This is a genomic window from Syntrophomonas wolfei subsp. wolfei str. Goettingen G311 (genome assembly GCF_000014725.1).
GTDB lineage: Bacteria > Bacillota > Syntrophomonadia > Syntrophomonadales > Syntrophomonadaceae > Syntrophomonas > Syntrophomonas wolfei.
This window is the reverse complement of record NC_008346.1, coordinates 1680113-1700599: the sequence shown is the minus strand read 5'-3', so window position 1 is coordinate 1700599 and position 20487 is coordinate 1680113. Positions and strand designations below refer to the sequence as shown.

The following is a 20487-nucleotide window of genomic DNA, read 5'->3' as shown; positions in this document are numbered from 1 at the left end:
TAATAAATATTATTATGCTTATATTTTAAGCATCGGAAGAAACTCCGGAGCAGTATCAACTATGCATCAAAAGGAGTTTTGCAGTAAAATCATTGATAAATTCTGCTATTATAGTCATAGAGAGATATTAAAGGGAGGAGTGATTTGTAGTGCAGCTTAGCGAGAATGTTTTGCTATTGGGCAATCGACACTTCAATTATTTTCTGGTGGGGAAGAAAGAGGCCGCCATTATTGAATGCGGGGTAAGTGGTGGGGTTTATAGTTTCCAAAAGCAGTGGGAGAAACTGCCCCAAAAACCGGAAGTAAAGTATTTAGTGGCAATGCATGCTCATTTTGACCATGTTTGCGGAATACCTGCCTTGCAAAAGATGTTTCCTGCTGCTGTTTTACTGGCCAGTTCCCCAGCGGAAGCCGTTTTAAAAAAGGCCAAAATAATGGAAAACTTTTTTGCTCAGGATGAAAAAATGTTGGATTTGCTAGCGGACGAAGGAATAATTCCCCGGGGGCTGCAATCACCTAATGTAACGGAGATTGCTCTTGATAAGCTAATTGCTGAAGGAGATGAGATAAAGCTCGGCGGTGATTTGAACATCAAAGTATTAGATGCTCCCGGTCATAGTCCCTGCAGTTTGGCCTGCTACCTGCCTGCTGAGCAGGTTATGTTCATTTCTGATGCTTGTGGCTTTCAAATCTCGGATGAGGATATCTTTCCGGTGTTTTTTCAAGCTTATGACATTTACCTGGAAACTATAAAGAGGCTGATGAGCTATCCTAGCAAGCTTCTGGCTATTCCCCATGAACGGATATGGACAGGACGGAATATTGATGCTTTTTATAGAAGGGCTTTAAGCTCTGCAGAGCAGGCTTTTAATATAATTCGGGATTTATTGGATCAAGGATGGGAGGATGAGAAGATAGAAAAGGAGCTTTTTGCTCGCTATTATAAGGGTAGCTTAAAAATCTATACTCCGGAGAATATTCAACAATGTGTGCAAATCTTGCTCCGGCGAGTAAAAGAAAAGCTTTAAACCCGATCGTATATTAGCAGATATCCTGGACAAGCGGAAAATCTTTATAAAAGCTATGCTATAATGGTTAGAAACGTGCTTATCTCCTCTTTTAGCATGTAGGTTATATGTTAAACAACTACGCAATAAGGGTGGTCGGCTAAATATGAAGACTTTTCCAGAACTATTTTCCCCGGCTTATATTGGCAAATTGCTGGTGAAGAACAGGATTGTTATGGCTCCTATGCTAGTATCCTATGCCAGTTCTGATGGGGAAGTGAGCGAGCGCTTGCTGGACTATTATGAGGCCAGAGCCCGAGGGGGGGCAGGGCTTATAGTGGTTGAAGCCGCTTGTGTTGATGCTCCCACCGGAAGGGAAAGTTTCCGGCAGATAAATATAGACAGCCTACGTTATGTGGCCGGGCTGCAACAGCTTGCTCAGCATATCAAGGCTTATGGTTGCCGCACTTTTATCCAGCTCTTTCATGCCGGAAGGCAAACATCCAGCCTGTTTACCGGAGTGCAACCAGTAGCTCCATCTCCCCTGGCCTGTCCCATGGTAAAAGAAATCCCCCGAGAATTAACCGGGGAAGAAATCAAGGAGATCGAAAATAAATTTAGCCAGGCGGCGGCTTATGCTTTTATGGCTGGATTTGATGGAGTGGAATTGCATGCAGCTCACGGTTATTTGATTAACCAATTTCTTTCTCCTCATAGCAACCTCCGCCAGGATGAGTATGGCGGCTCCCTGGAAAATCGGATGAGATTTCTCTTAAACATTATCAAAAAGATTAAGACTTCCAGTCCCGGGTTGATCATATCAGTACGGATAAATATGGATGATTTTGTCCCCGGTGGCCTGGAGCTAAAAGAAAGTGTAGAAATATGCCAGCATTTGGAACAGGCGGGAGTTGAACTGATTAATTGTTCCTCCGGGACTTATGAATCTGGGCTTAAGAGTATTGAACCGGCTTCCTATAAGGAGGGCTGGAGGGTTTATTTGGCCGGGGAGTTGAAGAAGTGGATACATATTCCGGTTATTGCCGGGGGAATGCTCAATAACCCGGCTTTTGCCAACCAACTGATAGCCGGTGGGCAGGCTGATTTCATTTTCCTGGGACGAAGCCTGCTGGCGGATAGCGAATGGCCTCATAAAGTTCGCGAGTCGGGAACGGAAGACATTCGCCCCTGCATACGTTGCAACAATTGTATTGACAACAACTTCCGCGGCATGATGGTGGATTGTAGCGTTAACCCCCTTACCGGGCGTGAGCGACATTTTTCCCAAGAAGGGAAAAAGCTTCTGCACAAAGCCAATGTGATGGTAGTAGGTGGCGGCCCTGCTGGTATGCAGGCGGCTTTGTCATTGAAGAGTAGAGGCCTTAATGTCACACTATACGAAAAGGAGAAAAGCCTGGGCGGCCTTTTGAATCTGGCCTGTCTGCCCCCGCACAAACACCGGGTAGCTTACTTGCGCGATTATTTAATAAGACAAGTAGAGAAAAGCGGTGTAGAGGCATTTCTGAACTGCTCCTTTAATCTTGAAAGTTTGCCCGACCTTAATCCTGACTACCTGCTTATTGCTACTGGTTCCAAGCCTCTGTTGCCGCAGATTCCGGGATGGGATCAGAGTTATTGCCTGGGTATTAGGGAGGTATTAGAAAGGAAACCGGAAATCAAAGGGAAAAGGGTGGTCATAATTGGCGGAGGCAGCAATGGTTGCGAAGTGGCAGATTTTCTCCTGGCGGGGAATAATCAAATCACCATTGTGGAGCAGAATAAGTATCTGGCGGCGGACATGGAAAAAAAGAATCGCCGCGATCTGATGAACCGATTGGAAGAGGGTAAGGTGAATAAGAAAACTTCCAGCCAGGTAATGGAGATAAAGGATCAGCAACTGCAGCTAAAGAGCCAGCAAGGTGCTTATGAGTGCCTGGAAGCTGATTACATTGTACTGGCTACAGGATTTACTCCTAATAATGCTCTCTATATTGAGGCTCAGAACAGACATAAAAATGTTTACTTGATTGGTGATGCTTTCCAGGTTAAAGGCTTTAAAAATGCCTTTTTGCAGGGTGAAGCAGTGGCTCATATGATAGCGACGGGCTTAAAGAAATAGATGACTAGTAAGAAAAGTGAGGAGTGAGCAACCGCTATACAACAAAAGGCTTTTCAGCGACATCATAGATAAATCTACTCACTTTAAGGAAGGATTGGGTTTGGATAAGCAAAAGTATTTATTAGATGAAGTTAAGAGAATAGAGGATTTAAAGCGATATGAATATGAGGCTTACAATAATGGTTTTCGATACATAGCTGGAATCGATGAAGCAGGCAGAGGACCTATTGCCGGCCCAGTAATGGCGGCTGCGGTTATTCTATCCCGTGATTTCTTTTGTCCCGGGATTAATGATTCCAAGAAACTTACAGCTTTGAAACGCTCTAAATTGGCGGCAGAGATAAAAAAACAAGCCATTTCATGGTCGGTGGCGGCGGTCTTTCCTTCTTACCTGGATAAGGTAAACATTCTTAATGCTACCCGTGAGGCTATGTTGTTAGCAGTAAAAAATCTCTCCCCTCGTCCGGAATTTTTACTTATTGATGCCGTGCAATTACCCGATATAGATATTAAACAGTATCCTTTAATAAAGGGTGACAGTTTGAGTGTATCCATAGCCGCTGCCTCCATCCTGGCCAAAGTGGAGAGAGACCGGGTAATGGAGGCATTTGACTCACTCTATCCCGGCTATGGATTTTCCCGGCATAAGGGTTATGCTACCCGGGAACACCTGCAATCTTTGCTCAGGTTGGGTACTTGTGCTTTGCACCGGGTGAGTTTCGAACCGGTGAAGTCTATGGTATTAGGAGCTAGATATGGAGAACAGCCAGCTTTATTTGAATAAGATTATGCTAAATATAACTACCTCCAAAGATCAGAATCTTAATTTTGTAAAAGGTGAAGTCTTGAGGGGGATGGTCCAGGACATTAAAGCTGATGGCCTGGTTTCTTTGTTTATTAAAGGTCAAATGATTGATGCGGTCAGTGAAGTACTGGTTCAGCCGGGTCAGCAATTGCAGCTAATGGTGGAGGATTTTAGAGATGGTCGTGCTTATTTAAAAGTCTTGACTCCCCAGTTAATGGAGCGAATCGAAAACAGCAATATTTCGCTAAATCTGACCGAGATCGGGGTTCCTGCCAAAGAAGAAAACATTATGATGGCCAGAAAGCTTTTGCATTACAAGTTGCCGGTTACCTCCAACAACCTCAATCTGATGAGTAAAGCCATGGTAATACTGGGGGGCGCTAATGAAAAAAACGCTGAAATAGTGGCTTTCTCCATGGCCCGGAAGCTTCCCCTTGATGCTCCAACCTTGAAGAGCCTGGCCCAATTCTTTATGCCTGCTAATGATGTCAGTAAACTGGCCGGAAACCTGGATAAAGGATTGTTGCAATTGGAGCAGACAGTAGCCCGTATGGTAGAAACCAGTGGGTCAAGCCATATAGCAAGTTCTCGGCCAGTCGGGGAAATGGGAACAGAAGCTACTCGCCAGCCTGGAATATCGGGAGATAAACTTATAGCGGAAAAAGTGTTTTCAGCTACTGCCGTTGCCAATAAGGGAAGCGAATCCATGCAGGTTTCCAGCAAAGGCCCAGAGATTCAGGGCTTTACAGGGACTAAAAGTGGAGAAGTGCTTTTGCCCGGGGAAGGACGACAGGCGTTAGGGCAGGCAAGCTCAGCACCGGAGGCTAAAATAGCCAATGTTATTGAACAGAATTACGGGAAGATAAAACTGGAAGCACTTCTTTCTGGTAATTCAAAGAATATTAGCGAACTGCCGGTCGAGCCTGCTGATGCCAGGCGAAATATCACTTTGACTGGCGAAAAAGCTGCGGCAGTATCAAGCCGTGTTACTACCTCGAGTTCCCCCAATCAAGCGAGTCCTCAGTCGGAAAATGTGACAAGTACCTCGCCTGCTGTTAACCCGGCAAAAGCCGGGGGGGAAACATCGGCGGTAGAGAAAACATTGCTGGGGCAGATAACTGCAACCATTAATAGCAAAGAAAGTACTCTGGCAAGTGAGACCGGGAAGAATTTGGGCGGAAGTCCGGCTATGGATCAGGGAAAATCTGCCTCATCGCCGGTATTGGTGAATGAGAAGGCAACGCTGGAGGGTGGAAAGAGCCCAGGAGTACAAACGCTTGAAAGCACTATAAATAAGAAAGAGCCAGCTTCAGGGATTATAAAAAATGTCTATACCCCTACCGCAACCTCTGCCACATCGGGGAGGGAAAGGCAACCTCTTGTTACAAATCTGCCGGTAACAGACGGAAAAACCGTGAATGTTCCTCAGCTTTTGCCGGGAAATATTTCAGATAAAGCACTATCATCGGGCGGGATGCCTATGGATAGCTATAAGCAGATAAGCGGGCAGGGGGCTATAGCGCAAGTATCTCCGCCAATTATTGCTGAAGGGGTAACTGAGGTTTTTAAGGAAGCATTTGCTCTCTTAACCAACCCCAATAACGATTGGACTACTCCAGAGCAGCGAGAGCTTTTGCGCCATCTTCCGCTCTTGCGTACTCTGTTGGAGACACTACATCTGAACCTGGAGGGAGACAGCCGGGGGATCGGAAACAGGCTGCAAAACGCTTTTTCACAAGAAAGAGATATAATCAGGGGACTAAATCTTTTGCAGGATATTATTAAGAATGACTCTATTACTTCGAAGAATCCGCTTATGGCTGATTTATTCAATAGAATAGAGGGGATGGAAAGAGAACTGTCTGCCCAACGGATGCTGAATTTCGCTAGCCGGGGAGCAGTAGATAGCAGTAATAATTATTTCTATTTTGCATTTCCCGTACAATGGGGTGAAGAATATCGCCTGGGGCAGCTAAGAATCAACCGGGAACTGGGTAAACGGGGCTTAAATAAGCAGGACAATATTAGATTTATTGTATCCTTGGACACGGTGCAAATGGGGGTAGTTCTTTTCCATGTAAACTGGAAAAGGCTTGGAGAACTGGAGGTACAGGGTGTAGTTGAACGACAGGAGATTCGAGAATACCTGAATAGAAACCTGGGGGAGCTTTTTCAGGGTTTGGAAAGTCTGGGTTACCGGATAAAAAATCTAGGGATAAAGGTGGTTGAGCAGGAAGAGGAAATGAGACTTAGACTGGCTTTAGAGGAAACGCCGCTCAATTTCCGGCCTTTTGGTATAGATGTAAGGGTTTAGTAAAAAAAGTGAGGAGTGAGGAGTGAGGGGTAAGGGGTAAGGGGTTTAATTTATCCCTACTACATTTTGCTATTTCAGCGCCTACTAACTCACTTTTCATTGTTGGTTGTGGCCCCCCCTCGGCCATGGGTGGTTAGTACTAAGAGCAAATCGAGGAGATAATCTGTGAAAGAGAAAGATATGGAAAAAGCAGTAGCCCTACGCTATGATATGGAGAAGGATGAGGTGCCGGTAGTAGTAGCCAAGGGCCAGGGGTTTATTGCCGAAAAGATAAAGAAGGTAGCCAGGGAAAGCGGGGTTCCTATTAAAGAGGATCGTGAACTGGCTGATTATCTCATGGCCCTGGATCTTTATGAGGAAATACCACCGGAGTTATATGCTGTGGTAGCAGAGATTCTGGCTTTTATTTATCGCATGGATAAAAGATTTATATAGAGGAATTATTAATGAATAGAGAATTAGGTTTGTGGGGAGAAGAGCTGGCAGCACAATACCTGAGGAAAAAGGGATATAAAATACTGGAGCGTAATTTTCATACCCGCTATGGGGAGTTGGATTTGGTATGTGAAAAAGACGATAACATAGTTTTTGTGGAAGTTAAAACCAGGCGCAGCACCCGCTTTGGAAGCCCGGAGGAGGCGGTTACACCTCGCAAAATAGGTAATCTAAAAAAAGCCGCTATTCTATACCTTAAAAGCACCCCGCGATTTTTCCCGGAAATCTCTTTTGATGTGGTTTCCATTCTTGTTGAGGATGGTAAGAGCAAAATAAATCATATAATTAATGCATTTTAATGAGTATTTTACTCTGATATTAATGGAGGAATAGATATGCTTATTTACGGAAAAGATATCCGCGAACAAATCAAAGAAAGAGTACGCCAATCAGCCGAAGAAGTTAAAATGGGTCTGGCTATAATACGAGTGGGAGATGATCCCTCATCTATGGCCTATGTGCGGGGAATTCGCAAGTTTGCGGAAGAAACTGGGGTTAAGGTGGAAATTGTCAATCTACCAGATGCTGTCGGAGAAAGGGAGCTTCTGAAAACTATAGGAGATTTAAATAATAGCTCTGAAATTACGGGGATTATGTTACAAACGCCCCTTCCGGCTAGTTTAAATGCCAGCCATCTGGTCAATGCCATTGACTTTGACAAAGATGTTGAAGGAATCCATAATTACAACCTGGGTAAGCTGATCAGCAAAGAGGAAGGAGTTAGACCCTGTACCCCCAAGGCAGTAATCTCCATGTTGAAGGCTCATGATATTCTTATCGAAGGCCAGAAGGTTACTATTATAGGTCGCAGCATGACGGTGGGCAGCCCGCTGGCACTTATGATGACAGCGGAAAATGCCACAGTTACTGTCTGTCATACTCGTACCAGGAATCTTAAAGAAGAAGCCTTGCGCGCTGATATCCTGGTGGCTGCAGTCGGAAAAAGAGAGTTTGTTACTGCAGATATGGTACACAAAGATATGGTAGTTATAGATGTTGGTATTAATTTTGATGAGAACGGCAAAATGCTAGGTGACGTGCATGAAGAGGCCCGGAACCACTGCCGGTTAGCCAGCGCGGTTCCCGGAGGGATAGGGGTAATTACAGTGGCAGAGCTTTTTGATAACCTGCGGATTCTTAGCCAGAAGGCTTGAAGAAAATTGCAAATATTTGAGAAGTATTTTATGGTAAATGGGTTGGGGGGAGATGTATCCCCCCTAAAATTTTGGTCAAATTAGAGATACCAAATCTTTCGCTCTATTAATAATTTAATTTGGATGCTATAGTTTATTAGGGTTTTTATACGAAGATTTCGAACCTGCTAGTGTTGTAATTAGGGGTATTATAAGCCTTAATCATAGTTAAAAATAGTCTAAGTGCTAAGTTACGGATAAATTTTGGGCAACCAGGAATAACAAGAAAGAATACCGGGTTTCCGAAGTTCCAACAGCTTAACTTAACCCAAGTACTCTTGCAGGAGTGGGTATTACGAAAAAGAGAATTATTTATTTGTTATTAATAATATCTCCTTTGCTTTGCATTTTTGTTTCCCTTTTTATTGGCAGGTATCCGCTTTCCATAGACGAAGTAATCCGTATTCTATGGTGTAAAACGGCCCAACTGCCGTGCGAGGTTCTGGATATTAAGCAGACTATAGTCTGGGATATTCGATTGCCCCGGGCCATACTGGGAGCCCTGGTGGGAGGATGCCTGGCTATTAGTGGAGCGGCTTTTCAGGGATTATTCCGTAATCCCCTGGTCAGTTCCGGTATTCTGGGGGTAAGCTCCGGGGCCGGTTTTGGTGCGGCTCTGGCCATAGTAATGTTTAGCAGCGTATCGTCCGCTACCTATATTTTTGCTTTTGCTTTTGGTACATTGGCGGTATTCTTAAGCTATATAATCGGCAGGGTCTATGATACCACTCCAACTATAATGCTGGTTCTGGGAGGGGTGATAGTATCATCAGTATTTTCTGCTCTTATCTCCTTGCTGAAATATGTGGCTGATCCCTATCAGCAATTGCCCGCCATAGTTTTCTGGCTAATGGGTAGTTTGGCTACGGCCAGGTATAGTGATATTGTGGCGGCTGGGTTGCCGATGCTGGTGGGAATTGCCGGTCTTTTGGCTATACGCTGGAGGATTAATGTTTTATCCATGGGGGATAAGGAGGCGCATACCCTGGGGGTAAACCTGGCGGTGGATAAGGGACTGGTAATAATATCTGCCACTCTAGCCACGGCAGCGGCGGTTTCAGTTAGCGGGATCATCGGTTGGGTAGGATTGGTTATTCCCCACATCTGCCGTATGTTAGTAGGAAACGATAACCGGGTATTGATTCCGGCCAGTCTTTCCATGGGAGCCTGTTTTCTTATACTGGTAGATGACCTGGGTCGGATTATAACTGGTTCGGAAATGCCTCTGGGTATCTTGACTGCGCTGGTGGGAGGCCCGTTTTTTGTATGGCTGCTTAAGAAAACCAAAGGGGGCAACTGGTAAGCATGTCTCTGTTACAGGTAATTGAAGCCGGTTTTGGATACGAAAGACAGGAGATTTTTCGAAAACTTAATTTTCAGGTGGAAAAGGGTGAAATATTCTGTCTTCTGGGACCAAATGGTTGTGGCAAAACTACCCTCCTCGATTGTATATTGGGAGTTCGCCAACTAAATGCAGGAAAAATCCTGTTAAATGGGCAGGATCTTAACACTTTTCGTTCAGGCCAGATAGCCCGCTATATTGCTTATGTGCCGCAGAGTCATGAACGTACTTTTCCCTATACGGTAATGGATATTGTAAAGATGGGGCGGGCTGCATATACCGGGAGGTTTTCTGCTCCCTCTAAATTAGATAAGGCCATAGCTAGAGAAGCCCTGGAGATGGTAGGGCTTTTTCATCTTCGCCACCGTCCTTACACCCAGTTGAGCGGCGGTGAAGCTCAGTTAGTTATGGTGGCCCGGGCCTTAGCCCAGAAGACTCCGATGATTATCATGGATGAACCAACAGCCCATCTTGATTTTAAACATGAGCTAGAAGTACTGGAAACAATTGTTGAACTGGTTGGGGATAGTCAGATTTCCATTATTATGGCTACCCATTTTCCCAACCATTCTTTCTATTTTGAAAACAAGAAGCTCCCTACCCGGGTAGCCTTGATGCATGATCATAATTTTCTGGAATTGGGACGACCCAGCGAGGTAATTGCTGAAGAAAATATGAAAACATTATATGGGGTTAATACCAGGTTGATTTCCTGTGCTACAGGTGAACGAAGTGAACTGAAGCAACTGGTTCCCATCAGTACCATAAGTTAGCAAGAAAAGTGAGGGGTGAGGAGTGAGGAGTGAGGAGTTTAGTTTATTTGCTGCTACACCTTACCATTCAAGCCTCTACTAACTCACTTTTTATCGGTGGTTGTGGCCCCTGGCCATGGGGGGTAGTTTGAAACTGTCTTTAGGGAGTTGTATATTAATGAAGATCCTAGTTGCTATAGATGATACTGATAACATTGACAGCAGGGGAACAGGAGAATTGGCTGATCTCCTGTCAAAATATCTGCAAGAAACGGGCTGGGGTAAAGGCGGAGCGGTAACTCGTCACCAGTTACTGGTTCACCCGGATATTCCCTATACATCTCATAATAGTTCTATGTGCTTTGTGGCAGAAATAGATGCAAGTTATTTAGCTGCATATATCGAGTATGCGGGGCATTTTTTGGAAAAGGAGCGTGCAGAGGGTTCAGACCCAGGCCTCTGTGTGGCTGCTATTGAGCAGGTAAATTTTCCGGATGAGTTGATAGACTTTGGTTACCGGGCCAAACAAGTAGTTTTGACTAAAAGTAATGCTTATAAACTGGCTAAAAAATTGGATATTCATTTGTCCGAACATGGTGGTAGCGGGCAGGGGGTTATAGGGGCTTTAGCCGGGGTAGCTTTACGCTTAACTGCCAACGATGGTCGTTTTCGCGGAAAATTGAAAGTAAAATCCAGAGATGATCTGCTTAGTGTAGGAGAAATAAAGAAGCAAACTCCGGTTACAGTAGTCAAGAGTTTGGATGATATGCTTGTTCTGGATGATGATAGCATTATTCTCATGGGTGAAAAATTGAAGGCGGTTTTATTGGAAGGACAATGTACTTTGTTGGTTGTTCCTACTGGTATGAACGATCCTAAATGGCAAAGCTGTACAACCAGCCAGTTAAGGAAGTTTTGAGGTGATTATTTTGAGCCCCTGGCTACTTACCGAAGAAGGTAAATATGAATTTCGACAAGGTAAAGATGCCTGGAAAGAGGCAGCTCAGATAGCCGCCCGGTGCCCGCATTTCCAGCCCGATGAAGAGGAAGAGCAGGTAGCAGATGAGAACTGTTCCTGCTACAATTGCCGTTACCGCAGATGGACTCAGGAATCTTTTTTATGTTTGAAGCTATAGATGCTTAAGTCCTCCAGTTTATCCTAATCCCAATTTTGAATATTGACTAAAACAACACTATCAGGGATAGGGGTTTGGCGTTTACTGTCTCCTGCTTATTCCCTTCTTTATTTCCAGGAAGAGTCGAACCAAATCGGGGTCAAACTGGCTGCCGGCACATCTATGTATTTCCTGTAAGGCCTGGCTGGGACTGATTGCTGCCTTGTAAGGACGCCCGCTTATCATGGCATTATAGGAGTCTATAATAGCCAGTATTCGTGCTCCCAGGGGAATCTCCTGCCCGGCAATTCCTTGGGGATAGCCACTGCCATCCCAGCGTTCGTGATGAGCGAGTATAGCTTCAGCTATGACTAGCAATTCTGGGGTTGATTGGGCAATACGATAACCCGTTTCCGGGTGTTTTTTTATGATCTCCCACTCTCCCGGGGTTAACGCTGCTGCTTTAAACAGTATTTCCGGGGGTATGGTTATGATACCGATATCGTGAAGAGAGGCTAAAAGAAGTAGGTTTTGCAGCTCATTTTTGGATAGCCCGAGTAACAGGCCCAATTGTTTAGCGGTTTCTTGTTTATGTACAATATAGAACTGGCTTTTCCTGGTGCGATTACGAAGACTGTTTTCTAGAGATAAAATGAAAGAGTTGCGGGTATTTTTGCTCTCCTGTACTTTGTTGCTATACATGCGATCATCAGTTTCTTTAATAATAGTGAATATGTTTTCATCAACGGTCTCTTTGCTGGCAGTACCCAGGGCTATACTTACCTGTATGGGTTCACTCTCGCTTTGCTGGCAGGCATTTTTAATACGTTGGCAGATATGAAAAGCCTGCTGGTGATAAGTATTGGGCAGAAGGATAATAAACTCATCGCCACCCCAGCGGGCAATTATATCTTCCTGACGACATGAATCTTTAAGGATTTGGGCGGCACGAAGCAGAAGGCGATCACCTTCCCGGTGCCCAAAAGCGTCATTTACCAGCTTTAAGCCGTTAACATCACCAATTATAATACTAATGGGCAGGTATTCTTTTTTATCCAGCCGTTTGACTTCTTCTTCAAAGAACGAGCGATTGTAAAGACCGGTTAGCTTATCAAAGTGACTTAGGTAACGGATTTTTTCCTCGGCCCTTCTTCTTTCGGTCACATCCCGTATGGATTCAATAGCTCCCACCCAGCGATTATTGGCATCATAGAGCGGGGAAGCAGTGCCGAACATATACAAGCCGGATTGCGGACTGTATATTTCTCCAACCAGGGTTTCATCATGCTTTTTAAGAAACAAATATTTCTCTTTTAGGGGATGGTCTGGATTCATTACCAGGTCAATAAGCATGGGGTGCCTTTTAGAGAAAAACGGGAGGGCATATTCATAATTATCCTTTCCCAGCATATCTTCTCCTTTGATTCCGCTCATCTCTTCCATAGCCCGATTCCAGATTATCACCCGGCCCTGATTATCTATAGCAAAAGTAGCATCGGGCAGGAAATCAATAATTGAGGCTAGGCGCTGTTCGGACTCCCGTAGGGCATTCTTCACCTGGCAACGAGTCCAGTAGAGAGCAATCATCTCTGCCAGCATGCGCAAGGTTTTTATATCCTCAGCTAGCCACTTACGGGTGGACTGGTTGTCATCAAAGCCCAGAAAACCAACTAGTTCCGAGTTCTTTAAACGAATAGGTACCACTAGCAGTGACTTGATTCCCTGGGATTGTAACAGGAATTTTTCGTTGTTTGCTTCCGCCGGGAGGGCATTTACATCTTGAATAACTATGTTTTCTCCATTTTTTAATCTTCCAAGCCACCAGGGAAAAAGGCTGCTGTCTAGGTCCTGCAACATTTCCTGGGCGGATTCTATACCAACTGCACACCACTCGCAGGTATTGCTGGTTTTTTTACCTTCATCAAAGAACTCGAAAATATAAACTCGATCCGCTGTGACAGCTTCACCAACAATACCCATTATCTTTACCAAATCAACACTATCGGCTGCCAGGAAAAGCTGGGAGGCGGTAGTTATGGCTTCTTCCAGGTTTAAACGCTGCCGGACTCTTTCCTCCAACGCTTTGCGTTCACTTATGTCCCGGGAATAAATCAGCAAAGCGACAGTCTCGGCATTAAAACGGATTTTTTTACCATTGCTTTCCAGCCAGAGATATTGACTATCTTTCTTGAGGAAGCGGTATTCACAGGTGCAGCCATCTTCAATTCCGGCTGTTTTAATCTTTTCCAGGGCTCGAGTTAGGTCTTCCGGATGGATTAGATTCACGGGGCTTTTCCTTATCAACTCCTTTTTGCTCCATCCCAGAATTTTGGGCCCGGTAGAATTTATGTACAGATAAGATAAGTCAGAAGCGCGATGAACGCTTATTATATCATTGGCGTTTTCAACTATTGTCCGGTATTTTTGTTCAGACAAAGGCAGGTCCTCTTCCGAAAGACGAAAAAGCTCAAGAAAGTTGCCCAAGAAGTTATCTGTTATGTCATTTTTTGGCATAGTTTTTCTCCCTATTATAAATAGGACATAAATCCTATTTTTCGGATTATGTTTCCTTTATACACCAAAATAGCACAAATGAGAAGTGGTTTTGATAATTTAGTTTCACTTTTCACTATTTTCTGAAAAATGATTTACTTAAATTTAATATATTTGAAGTTTAATTTAATATCAATGATTTGTTCTAACAAACTTAAGACATGAAATCATCGGATTCCTTCTGTTTCTCGAGGGATATTATCTTTGGCATGAAGCTCAAATCACTTGAGTAGCGGTAAATATAACGAGGTGACTCCTTTAAACGGATGGTTTTTATTAACAAAACAGGTGGGGGTTCCAACCCCCAAACTGCTTTGCAGTTTCTTCTGATACTTAAATATTTCTGGCAATTAGCATTGCTATCCTTTGTTATAATAGACGGAAAGATAAGCTATACTTATTGGGAACCCCGAGGAAGTCCTGAAAATTATGTGATAAAAATGATAAAAAACGATTACACTGAAATTGAGTCAGAGAACCTTTCCCTGACTTATCCATTATGAAGAGGTTTTGATATGAGATTATCCGGATTTTCCGCCTGGTCCCGATTTTTCCGCGTGCTTTTTCTTTTTTTAAGCATATTCTGGGCTTTTTATTCGCTAAAGTTCAAAAAAATCTGGCACCGGAGAAATTGGCTTGAAGCCAGGAAAGAAAAACTCTATATCAGTGAAGCAGAGCGCTTTCGTAAAACTGCAGTAAGGATGGGAGGGCTATTAATCAAGCTGGGTCAATTCTTCAGTACCCGGGTTGATATCCTGCCCCAATCGAGTATAGATATTCTGGCAGGATTACAGGATGAAGTGCCCGGAGTAGTTTTTGCCGAAATCAAAAAAGTTGCGGAAGAAGAATTTTCCCGCCCTATAGAAGAAATATTCTACCAGGTCGATGAATCGCCGCTGGCTTCTGCTTCCCTGGGACAAGTTCACCGGGGAGAACTGGCTGGTGGGCAAATCGTGGCCATCAAAATACTTCGCCCCGGAATTGAAGAACTGATAGCGATTGACTTGAAAGCGCTTCGTCAAGTACTAAACTGGATAATAAGCTTTACCAACTGGGAAAGTTTTATTGACCTGGAAGCAATATACCAGGAGTTTGAAGAAACCGTATTGGAGGAACTGGACTATATCCGTGAGGCTCATAATGCCGAGACTATTGCGGAAAACAGCCAGCACGATCCCGAACTAATAGTCCCAGGCATATTTTGGGATTATACCCGCAGGCGCGTTTTGACCATGGAATTCAAAGAAGGAATTAAGATTAACAATTTGGCGGTCCTCGACCAGGCGGGAGTGGACCGCCAGGCTATTGCCCGCAGGCTCTTGGAAATCTATGTCAAGCAGGTGCTGGTTGATGGCTTTTTTCATGCTGACCCTCATCCGGGAAATCTTTTTGTTACCAACGATGGCCGCATAATCATGGTCGATTATGGTATGGTAGGCACCATTACACATGAATTGCGGGATCAGCTTCTGGAGATGGTCTTTGCGCTGGTAAAAAGGGACTACCCGAGCGTAGTGGACTACTTGAAAGAGATAGGCTTTTTACGCTTTGATGCCGATAATGAAACCATAACCAGAGCTGTGGGCATATTTATTGAACATGTTTTGGGGAGAAGAAAAGACATGAGCAGTCTTGACTTAACGAGCTTCTTGGAAGACCTGGAAGTCTTGCTGTATGAGCAACCTTTCCAGATTCCAGCCAATTTCACCTTTTTGGGGAGGGCTCTGGGAACCTTGTATGGTATTTGTATTGCTCTGGACCCGCAGATTGACTTTTTGGAGGTGTCCAAACCCTATGTCGACCAGCTTGCTCCGGCTAAAGAAATCTGGAGCCTGGTGAAAGAAAAAACTGCAAATTTCTTTGCCTCTTGGATAGAAATACCACCGCTGATGGAAAAGGTATTGTTGCGGATGGAAAGAGGGGAAATTAAACTAAAGCTCCCCTTGCGCAGTCTTAATGAGAAGATACAGGAAAACACCCGGGCGCAAAAAATGCAGGCCTGGGCTATAGTTTTCGGTTTTTCGCTGCTAAGCTCCATATACCTACTGGCCAATGACTTCATATTTCTATCTCGCTATGCTTTTGCCTTCTCAGCCCTCTCCTTCCTCTTGTTTCTTTACCAAAATCGCTCACCCAAAGCCTGGAAGGCCCCCCACCCCCCGCTTGGGAAGAAAGGCCGAAAAAAGCAGAACAAAAAGCCCTAATATCTCGGCCTTTTGTAAAGCCAAAGCAAATATCCTTATTAACCACCCATGGCCCAGGGACCACAACCACCGATAAAAATAGAAGAAGTTACAAGTGCGAATTTTTTGACGCTGATTAACGCTGATTTATTAAGATTTTATAAGATAGTATTAGCGTAAATCACCCTGCGGGTACCACTGATGCTCCCTGCGGTTGCTATTAAGGTTGCTGCGCCCGAAGGGTCAGCGTCATTAACCCCTCACCCCTTACCCCTCACTCCTCACTTTTCTTACTAATTCTGTATTGCAAAAAAGCACCCCCTTTTAGCGGGTGGGCATAGGGATTTGTAATCTCTGATAAATTCGGCATAGTTGTTTTGATAGCGGCTATGCCGTTTTTTCGTTTGTGGTAGCATCCGGCAAAGCGAACTCACCGATGCAGTTATAAATGATTTTGATGCGTTGCACACGCTTGCCATCAACCTTTTCAGCCTTATACACATAGACTCGTTCCACGAACTCACGGATGATTTCTGCGGTCAATTCCGGAATTTCCGTATATTTGCGTACCAATGTGAGGAAGTGGTCTGCGTTGAGGGCGCTTTCCTTTTCCGTGGCAATGGATGCCCGTAACTCCGCTACTCGCTGTTCAAGGGTGTGCTGCTCGGCTTCATAGTTGGCGGTCATCTTGGCAAAACGCTCATCGCTGATTTTGCCTTCGATGTTGTCCTCGTAGAGCCGCTGGATGATTTCGTCCAGTTTGCGGATGCGCTGTGTGGCTTGTTCCAATTCACGCTTGTTCTCACGCAGGCTCCTGTCCAGAGCCGATTTGGTCTTTTGGGTGACCATTTGCAGGAACTCATCCTCATGCTCTCTGGCAAAAGCGGTAATCCGGCGGATGTCATCAAGGAGTGCCTCCTCGATAACCACATTGCGGATTTGGTGGGAACTGCAGCCACCCTTGATTTTGCGGTAGGTGGCGCACACGAAATATTCCTTGCTGTGTTCCCAGCCACGCCCACGGACTTGGTACAGTTTCGCACCGCAATCGGCGCAGAACAGCATACCGGAAAGGATCGGCATCTCACCCAAAGGTGTGACCCTGCGTCTGCCATCACGGATTTTCTGCACGATTTCGAACACCGCCTCGTCAATGATAGCCTCATGGGTATTCTTGAAAATCTGCCACTGCGATGGGTCATTGTGCATCTGCTTTTTGTTTTTATAGGACTTGCGGTAGGTCTTGAAATTGACCGTATGCCCTATATACTCCATTCTGGACAGGATGTGCGTGACTGTGGTATCCCTCCAAAGGTATGGGTCATCGTAGAACTGTCGCACGGGAGGATTCAAGCCGTTCCGCTTTGCGTGAGACGTGGGATTTTCTATCCGTCTTTCGGTCAGCAGTTTCGCAATCTGTGTGGGGCCGTATCCGTCCATACACAATTTGAAGATTTCCCTGACTACCTTGGCGGCATCCTTGTCCACAAGCCAATGGTGCTTATCGTCCGGGTCTTTTTTGTACCCATAAGGCACATTGGTGCATAAAGGCTTGCCGGACTCACCCTTGGCCTTGAACACCGCACGGATCTTCTTGCTTGTGTCCTTGGCATAGAATTCGTTGAAAATATTGATGAACGGAGTAAAATCGCTGTCTTGCTGATTGGCGCTGTCCACACCGTTGTTGATGGCAATAAAGCGGATGTCGGCATTGGGGAAAATCATCTCTGTGTACATACCGACCTTGAGATAATCACGCCCAAGGCGGCTCATATCCTTTACGATGATTGTACCGACCTTACCTTCGTCCACAAGGGCCATAAGGCGCTGCCAATCCGGTCTGTCGAAGTTAGTCCCGGAGTACCCATCGTCAACGAAATACTGGGTATTACCGAGACCATTGTCGGCGGCGAACTTTTGGAGGATAGCCTTTTGATTCAGTATGGAATTGCTATCGCCTTGCAGTTCATCGTCACGAGAAAGGCGGCAATACAGCGCCGTGATTTTATCCGTTGCAATAGTTGAAGAGTGTCTGTTATTCATTTTGTCCTCCTTTCCGACACTCTTCGAGCGGTACTATATATTCCCGTAATATTGCGAAGAAGTCAAGGGTATTTGGTAATATAAATTCTTACATTTTTGATAACGGCTATGCTGCCGTTTTGGGCGCAGGAGCGGATTCAGCGGCATCCGCAATGAGCCTTTTTATCTTGGCTTTCACAGTCTCTTTGGCAGTGGCGCTGACAGCGGTCTCGATGATACACAGGGTATCGCCGATCTGCTTTTCACGGACGGAGACAGTTGTGTTGTCTGGTATATTCTTCATGGCGGACTCCTTTCTGCCCTATAGGGCGGGTGAAATCTTGGGTGCTTTCCAAAGCGGAAAACGGCGTGGGGCTTGGTGTGCATTTTCGCATAAGTTTTAAGGGGAATAGCCCCTGCAGAACGCTACCCACAGGGGCCTCCCGGTAAATTAGGCGGTCATCTCCATGACCTTGATGGCTTCGGGACGGACAAGTTTTCCGTCAAGGAACTCGTATGCCAGATAGCCGATGCAGTCCTCCAGAGCATACTGCTCGGTGAGGGTACGGATGCTGAGAGGACGGCGGTCCACGATCCAGTAGTAGGAGAAGTCACCGAAGGCGATAGGCTTAGCCCCGGTTCCGGCAGAAGGCATGAACTCGGAAATGCAGACCTTCTTGCCGAGGATGGTATCGTTGGCGTGATTCCAGATGTAATTGCCGCCGTCATCCTTGAGGGTGCGGAGTGCCAGCGCAGTCTCATCATTCATGAGCCACACGCCGTTTCTGCGGTACTCCGGCTTGACAGAGAAGAACAGCTTGACCACATCCTCGTAGGTGATGGCATTAGTGGTAACACCGACCTCTGCACCGCCGGACGCAGCGAGGATGCCCGTGGGCATATTCTCTCCGGTGCCGTTGATGAAGCCGTTATCCTCGGCTCTGCCAAAGTTCTTGGCCAGACGGGAAACGAGGTAGTCCTCAATCTTGAAGGTAGCGTCCTTAACGAATGCCTCCTCCAATTTCAGGAATACCACCAGCTTGTGGATTTTGAGGGCGATATCGTTGAAATCTCCCATGCCGTCAGCAATGGGGATGGTGCCGCCTTCCTCAACCCATGCCGCCACATCATTGCCGTTTGCGGTCTTGATGTTGTAATTGTAGTTGTAGGCACGGATGTCGGTAGCAAGGCTGCGGAACAGACCTTCCTTTTCCAGTGCAGCCATATATCTGCTCTGGCCCTTGGGATTGAGGGTGAGAGCGCCGGAGCGATTATCCACGCCCTTGGAAACCTGCTCCTTATAGCCCTGCTTGCCACGGAGAGCGTCCCAGAAATGAGTTTCGTAGTCGCTGCCGGTGATGTGGGGCAGCATCTCAGAATAATTCTTCATAATGTGTTCCTCCTATTAAATGTTCTTGGAAGGGGCCAGATACAGCCCCATCTTGTCGCAGTAATCTGCAAGGTCTTTGCAGTCCATCTCGAATACCACGGTGCCTCTGTCGGCACGAGTGATATAAGGCTCCTTGTGGATTTCCAGAGAGATGTTCTCCGGGGAGTACACGGTGATGGTGCCGTGCTTGTTAATGTGTTTTTCGATGTATGCCTTGGTCGTTTTCATAAGAAATACCTCCATAATGTTTGAATTAGGGTTAATTACCCCTTTGAATACGCGATTTTGTGCGTGAGACCCCACGCCCGTTGTCCGAGCAAAAAGGTGTAGAGATTTGACCCGCCCCTCCACGGGTATGGGGCACGCGCCGTGGTGTTAGACCGAGATGACAGGCTTCAAGCACAGATGGCGCTTGCGGTAGAATTCCATAAGTTCGTCATAATCCTTGAAGGTGAACTTGCTATAGCCGCCGTGCATGATGATGTTGTACTGCTTGGTGAAGGTGACAGTAGTGCCGTCCTGTCGGTAGAGAGTGATGGAATCGTGCTTGCGGAAATGCTCCTGCAAGAATTCCTTGGAAACCTTGTTAGTCATAATGTTTTCCTCCTTAATCGTTGGTGCAGGTACTGCATACATACAGTCCCAGCTTGGTTTCGTTGATGTCCCGGCTGATGCAGCACATCGTTTTACCGCAGAGTGGGCAACGGACGCTGAATGCCGTGGCCGGGCGTTTGGTTTTGGCGTAGAGTCTGTAGTGGTGAGGCACCAGTTCCTCTAACCACAGTTGGCTCTGTGCCTTGATGGATTGACTGTCGGTGACAGGGAACATAGGCATTTTCTCCGTTCCGTCTGTATCGCAGTCGATGAGCGGGTAGTACTTGACTTCGGTCATGGCTTAATCCTCCATTCCGTCGGCATCGGCACTGAGACCTTGGCTGAATGCCAGTGCTTCTGCCTTTGTGCCGAAGACCACGGAAGAAAGACCGTACTCTACTTTCCAGATATCAACGAATTTGTGGTGAGAGACCAAGACCAAGCAGTCATTTCTGCTCTTGAAAAGATTGGTACACTCATAGTTGCCATGAGAGAAGTCTGCGGGATCAAACCCACGGATTTTAGGTTTTGTGCCGTAGTAAAATCTGTGTTTCATTGCTTTTGGCTCCTTTCGGTAGATTTTGGTTATTGGGTCACAGGGCG

At 45.7% G+C, this 20487-nt stretch carries 20 protein-coding genes; 12 read left to right on the top strand and 8 right to left on the bottom strand.

The genetic code is table 11. The annotated features are described in order from the left end of the window. Positions 1–149: 149 nt before the first annotated feature. The 11 genes from SWOL_RS07670 (at position 150) to SWOL_RS07620 (ending at position 11163) form a co-directional block, all read left to right on the top strand. Positions 150–1028, top strand: coding sequence for an MBL fold metallo-hydrolase (locus SWOL_RS07670; protein ID WP_011640884.1), 879 nt, complete (start codon positions 150–152; stop codon positions 1026–1028). 145 nt (positions 1029–1173) lie between these two features. Next, a complete protein-coding gene (locus SWOL_RS07665) occupies positions 1174–3126 on the top strand; it encodes an NAD(P)/FAD-dependent oxidoreductase (RefSeq protein ID WP_011640883.1) in 1953 nt (650 codons plus the stop codon). A 16-nt stretch (positions 3127–3142) separates the two neighbouring features. Then, positions 3143–3910 (top strand): ribonuclease HII, encoded by a 768-nt coding sequence (locus SWOL_RS07660; protein WP_011640882.1) that lies wholly within the window; start codon positions 3143–3145, stop codon positions 3908–3910. Continuing rightward, the gene (locus tag SWOL_RS07655) at positions 3882–6245 is read left to right on the top strand and encodes a hypothetical protein (protein WP_041427476.1); all 2364 of its coding nucleotides are present in this window, start codon (positions 3882–3884) and stop codon (positions 6243–6245) included. The genes SWOL_RS07660 and SWOL_RS07655 overlap by 29 nt, the downstream gene beginning before the upstream one ends. Positions 6246–6410: 165 nt before the next feature. Further along, positions 6411–6680: an EscU/YscU/HrcU family type III secretion system export apparatus switch protein gene (locus SWOL_RS07650; protein WP_011640880.1), complete on the top strand. Its 270-nt coding sequence runs from the start codon at positions 6411–6413 to the stop codon at positions 6678–6680. Positions 6681–6691: 11 nt separating this feature from the next. Beyond that, a complete protein-coding gene (locus SWOL_RS07645; RefSeq protein WP_011640879.1) occupies positions 6692–7039 on the top strand; it encodes a YraN family protein in 348 nt (115 codons plus the stop codon). A 36-nt stretch (positions 7040–7075) separates the two neighbouring features. Beyond that, on the top strand, positions 7076–7894 hold the full coding sequence (locus SWOL_RS07640) for a bifunctional 5,10-methylenetetrahydrofolate dehydrogenase/5,10-methenyltetrahydrofolate cyclohydrolase (protein ID WP_011640878.1): 819 nt from the start codon (positions 7076–7078) through the stop codon (positions 7892–7894). Between the two features lie 355 nt (positions 7895–8249). Further along, complete coding sequence (locus SWOL_RS07635) at positions 8250–9236, top strand: FecCD family ABC transporter permease (RefSeq protein WP_242649313.1); 987 nt, start codon at positions 8250–8252, stop codon at positions 9234–9236. 2 nt (positions 9237–9238) lie between these two features. Next, entirely contained in the window at positions 9239–10048 is an 810-nt protein-coding gene (locus SWOL_RS07630) for an ABC transporter ATP-binding protein (protein ID WP_011640876.1), read from the top strand. A gap of 157 nt (positions 10049–10205) precedes the next feature. After that, positions 10206–10946, top strand: coding sequence for a hypothetical protein (locus SWOL_RS07625; protein WP_011640875.1), 741 nt, complete (start codon positions 10206–10208; stop codon positions 10944–10946). Between the two features lies 1 nt (position 10947). Next, positions 10948–11163: a hypothetical protein gene (locus SWOL_RS07620; protein ID WP_011640874.1), complete on the top strand. Its 216-nt coding sequence runs from the start codon at positions 10948–10950 to the stop codon at positions 11161–11163. Positions 11164–11244: 81 nt separating this feature from the next. Here SWOL_RS07620 and SWOL_RS13590 read toward each other — a convergent pair whose 3' ends face one another. After that, on the bottom strand, positions 11245–13656 hold the full coding sequence (locus SWOL_RS13590; RefSeq protein ID WP_011640873.1) for an HD domain-containing phosphohydrolase: 2412 nt from the start codon (positions 13654–13656) through the stop codon (positions 11245–11247). Between the two features lie 554 nt (positions 13657–14210). Here SWOL_RS13590 and SWOL_RS07605 point away from each other — a divergent pair. Then, positions 14211–15899, top strand: coding sequence for an ABC1 kinase family protein (locus tag SWOL_RS07605; protein ID WP_011640872.1), 1689 nt, complete (start codon positions 14211–14213; stop codon positions 15897–15899). 366 nt (positions 15900–16265) lie between these two features. Here the strand turns inward: SWOL_RS07605 and SWOL_RS07600 are convergent, their stop codons facing one another. From SWOL_RS07600 to SWOL_RS07575, 7 genes are all read right to left on the bottom strand, one after another. Beyond that, entirely contained in the window at positions 16266–17921 is a 1656-nt protein-coding gene (locus SWOL_RS07600) for a recombinase family protein (protein ID WP_011640871.1), read from the bottom strand. Positions 17922–18027: 106 nt separating this feature from the next. Continuing rightward, positions 18028–18204: a hypothetical protein gene (locus SWOL_RS14335; RefSeq protein WP_155814169.1), complete on the bottom strand. Its 177-nt coding sequence runs from the start codon at positions 18202–18204 to the stop codon at positions 18028–18030. Between the two features lie 147 nt (positions 18205–18351). Beyond that, a complete protein-coding gene (locus SWOL_RS07595) occupies positions 18352–19290 on the bottom strand; it encodes a phage major capsid protein (RefSeq protein ID WP_011640870.1) in 939 nt (312 codons plus the stop codon). Between the two features lie 15 nt (positions 19291–19305). Then, entirely contained in the window at positions 19306–19518 is a 213-nt protein-coding gene (locus SWOL_RS07590; protein WP_041427474.1) for a hypothetical protein, read from the bottom strand. Positions 19519–19665: 147 nt separating this feature from the next. Continuing rightward, complete coding sequence (locus SWOL_RS07585) at positions 19666–19884, bottom strand: hypothetical protein (RefSeq protein WP_041427473.1); 219 nt, start codon at positions 19882–19884, stop codon at positions 19666–19668. A gap of 13 nt (positions 19885–19897) precedes the next feature. Continuing rightward, complete coding sequence (locus SWOL_RS07580) at positions 19898–20182, bottom strand: hypothetical protein (protein WP_041427472.1); 285 nt, start codon at positions 20180–20182, stop codon at positions 19898–19900. A 3-nt stretch (positions 20183–20185) separates the two neighbouring features. Then, positions 20186–20440 (bottom strand): hypothetical protein, encoded by a 255-nt coding sequence (locus SWOL_RS07575; protein WP_041427471.1) that lies wholly within the window; start codon positions 20438–20440, stop codon positions 20186–20188. Positions 20441–20487 lie beyond the last annotated feature (47 nt).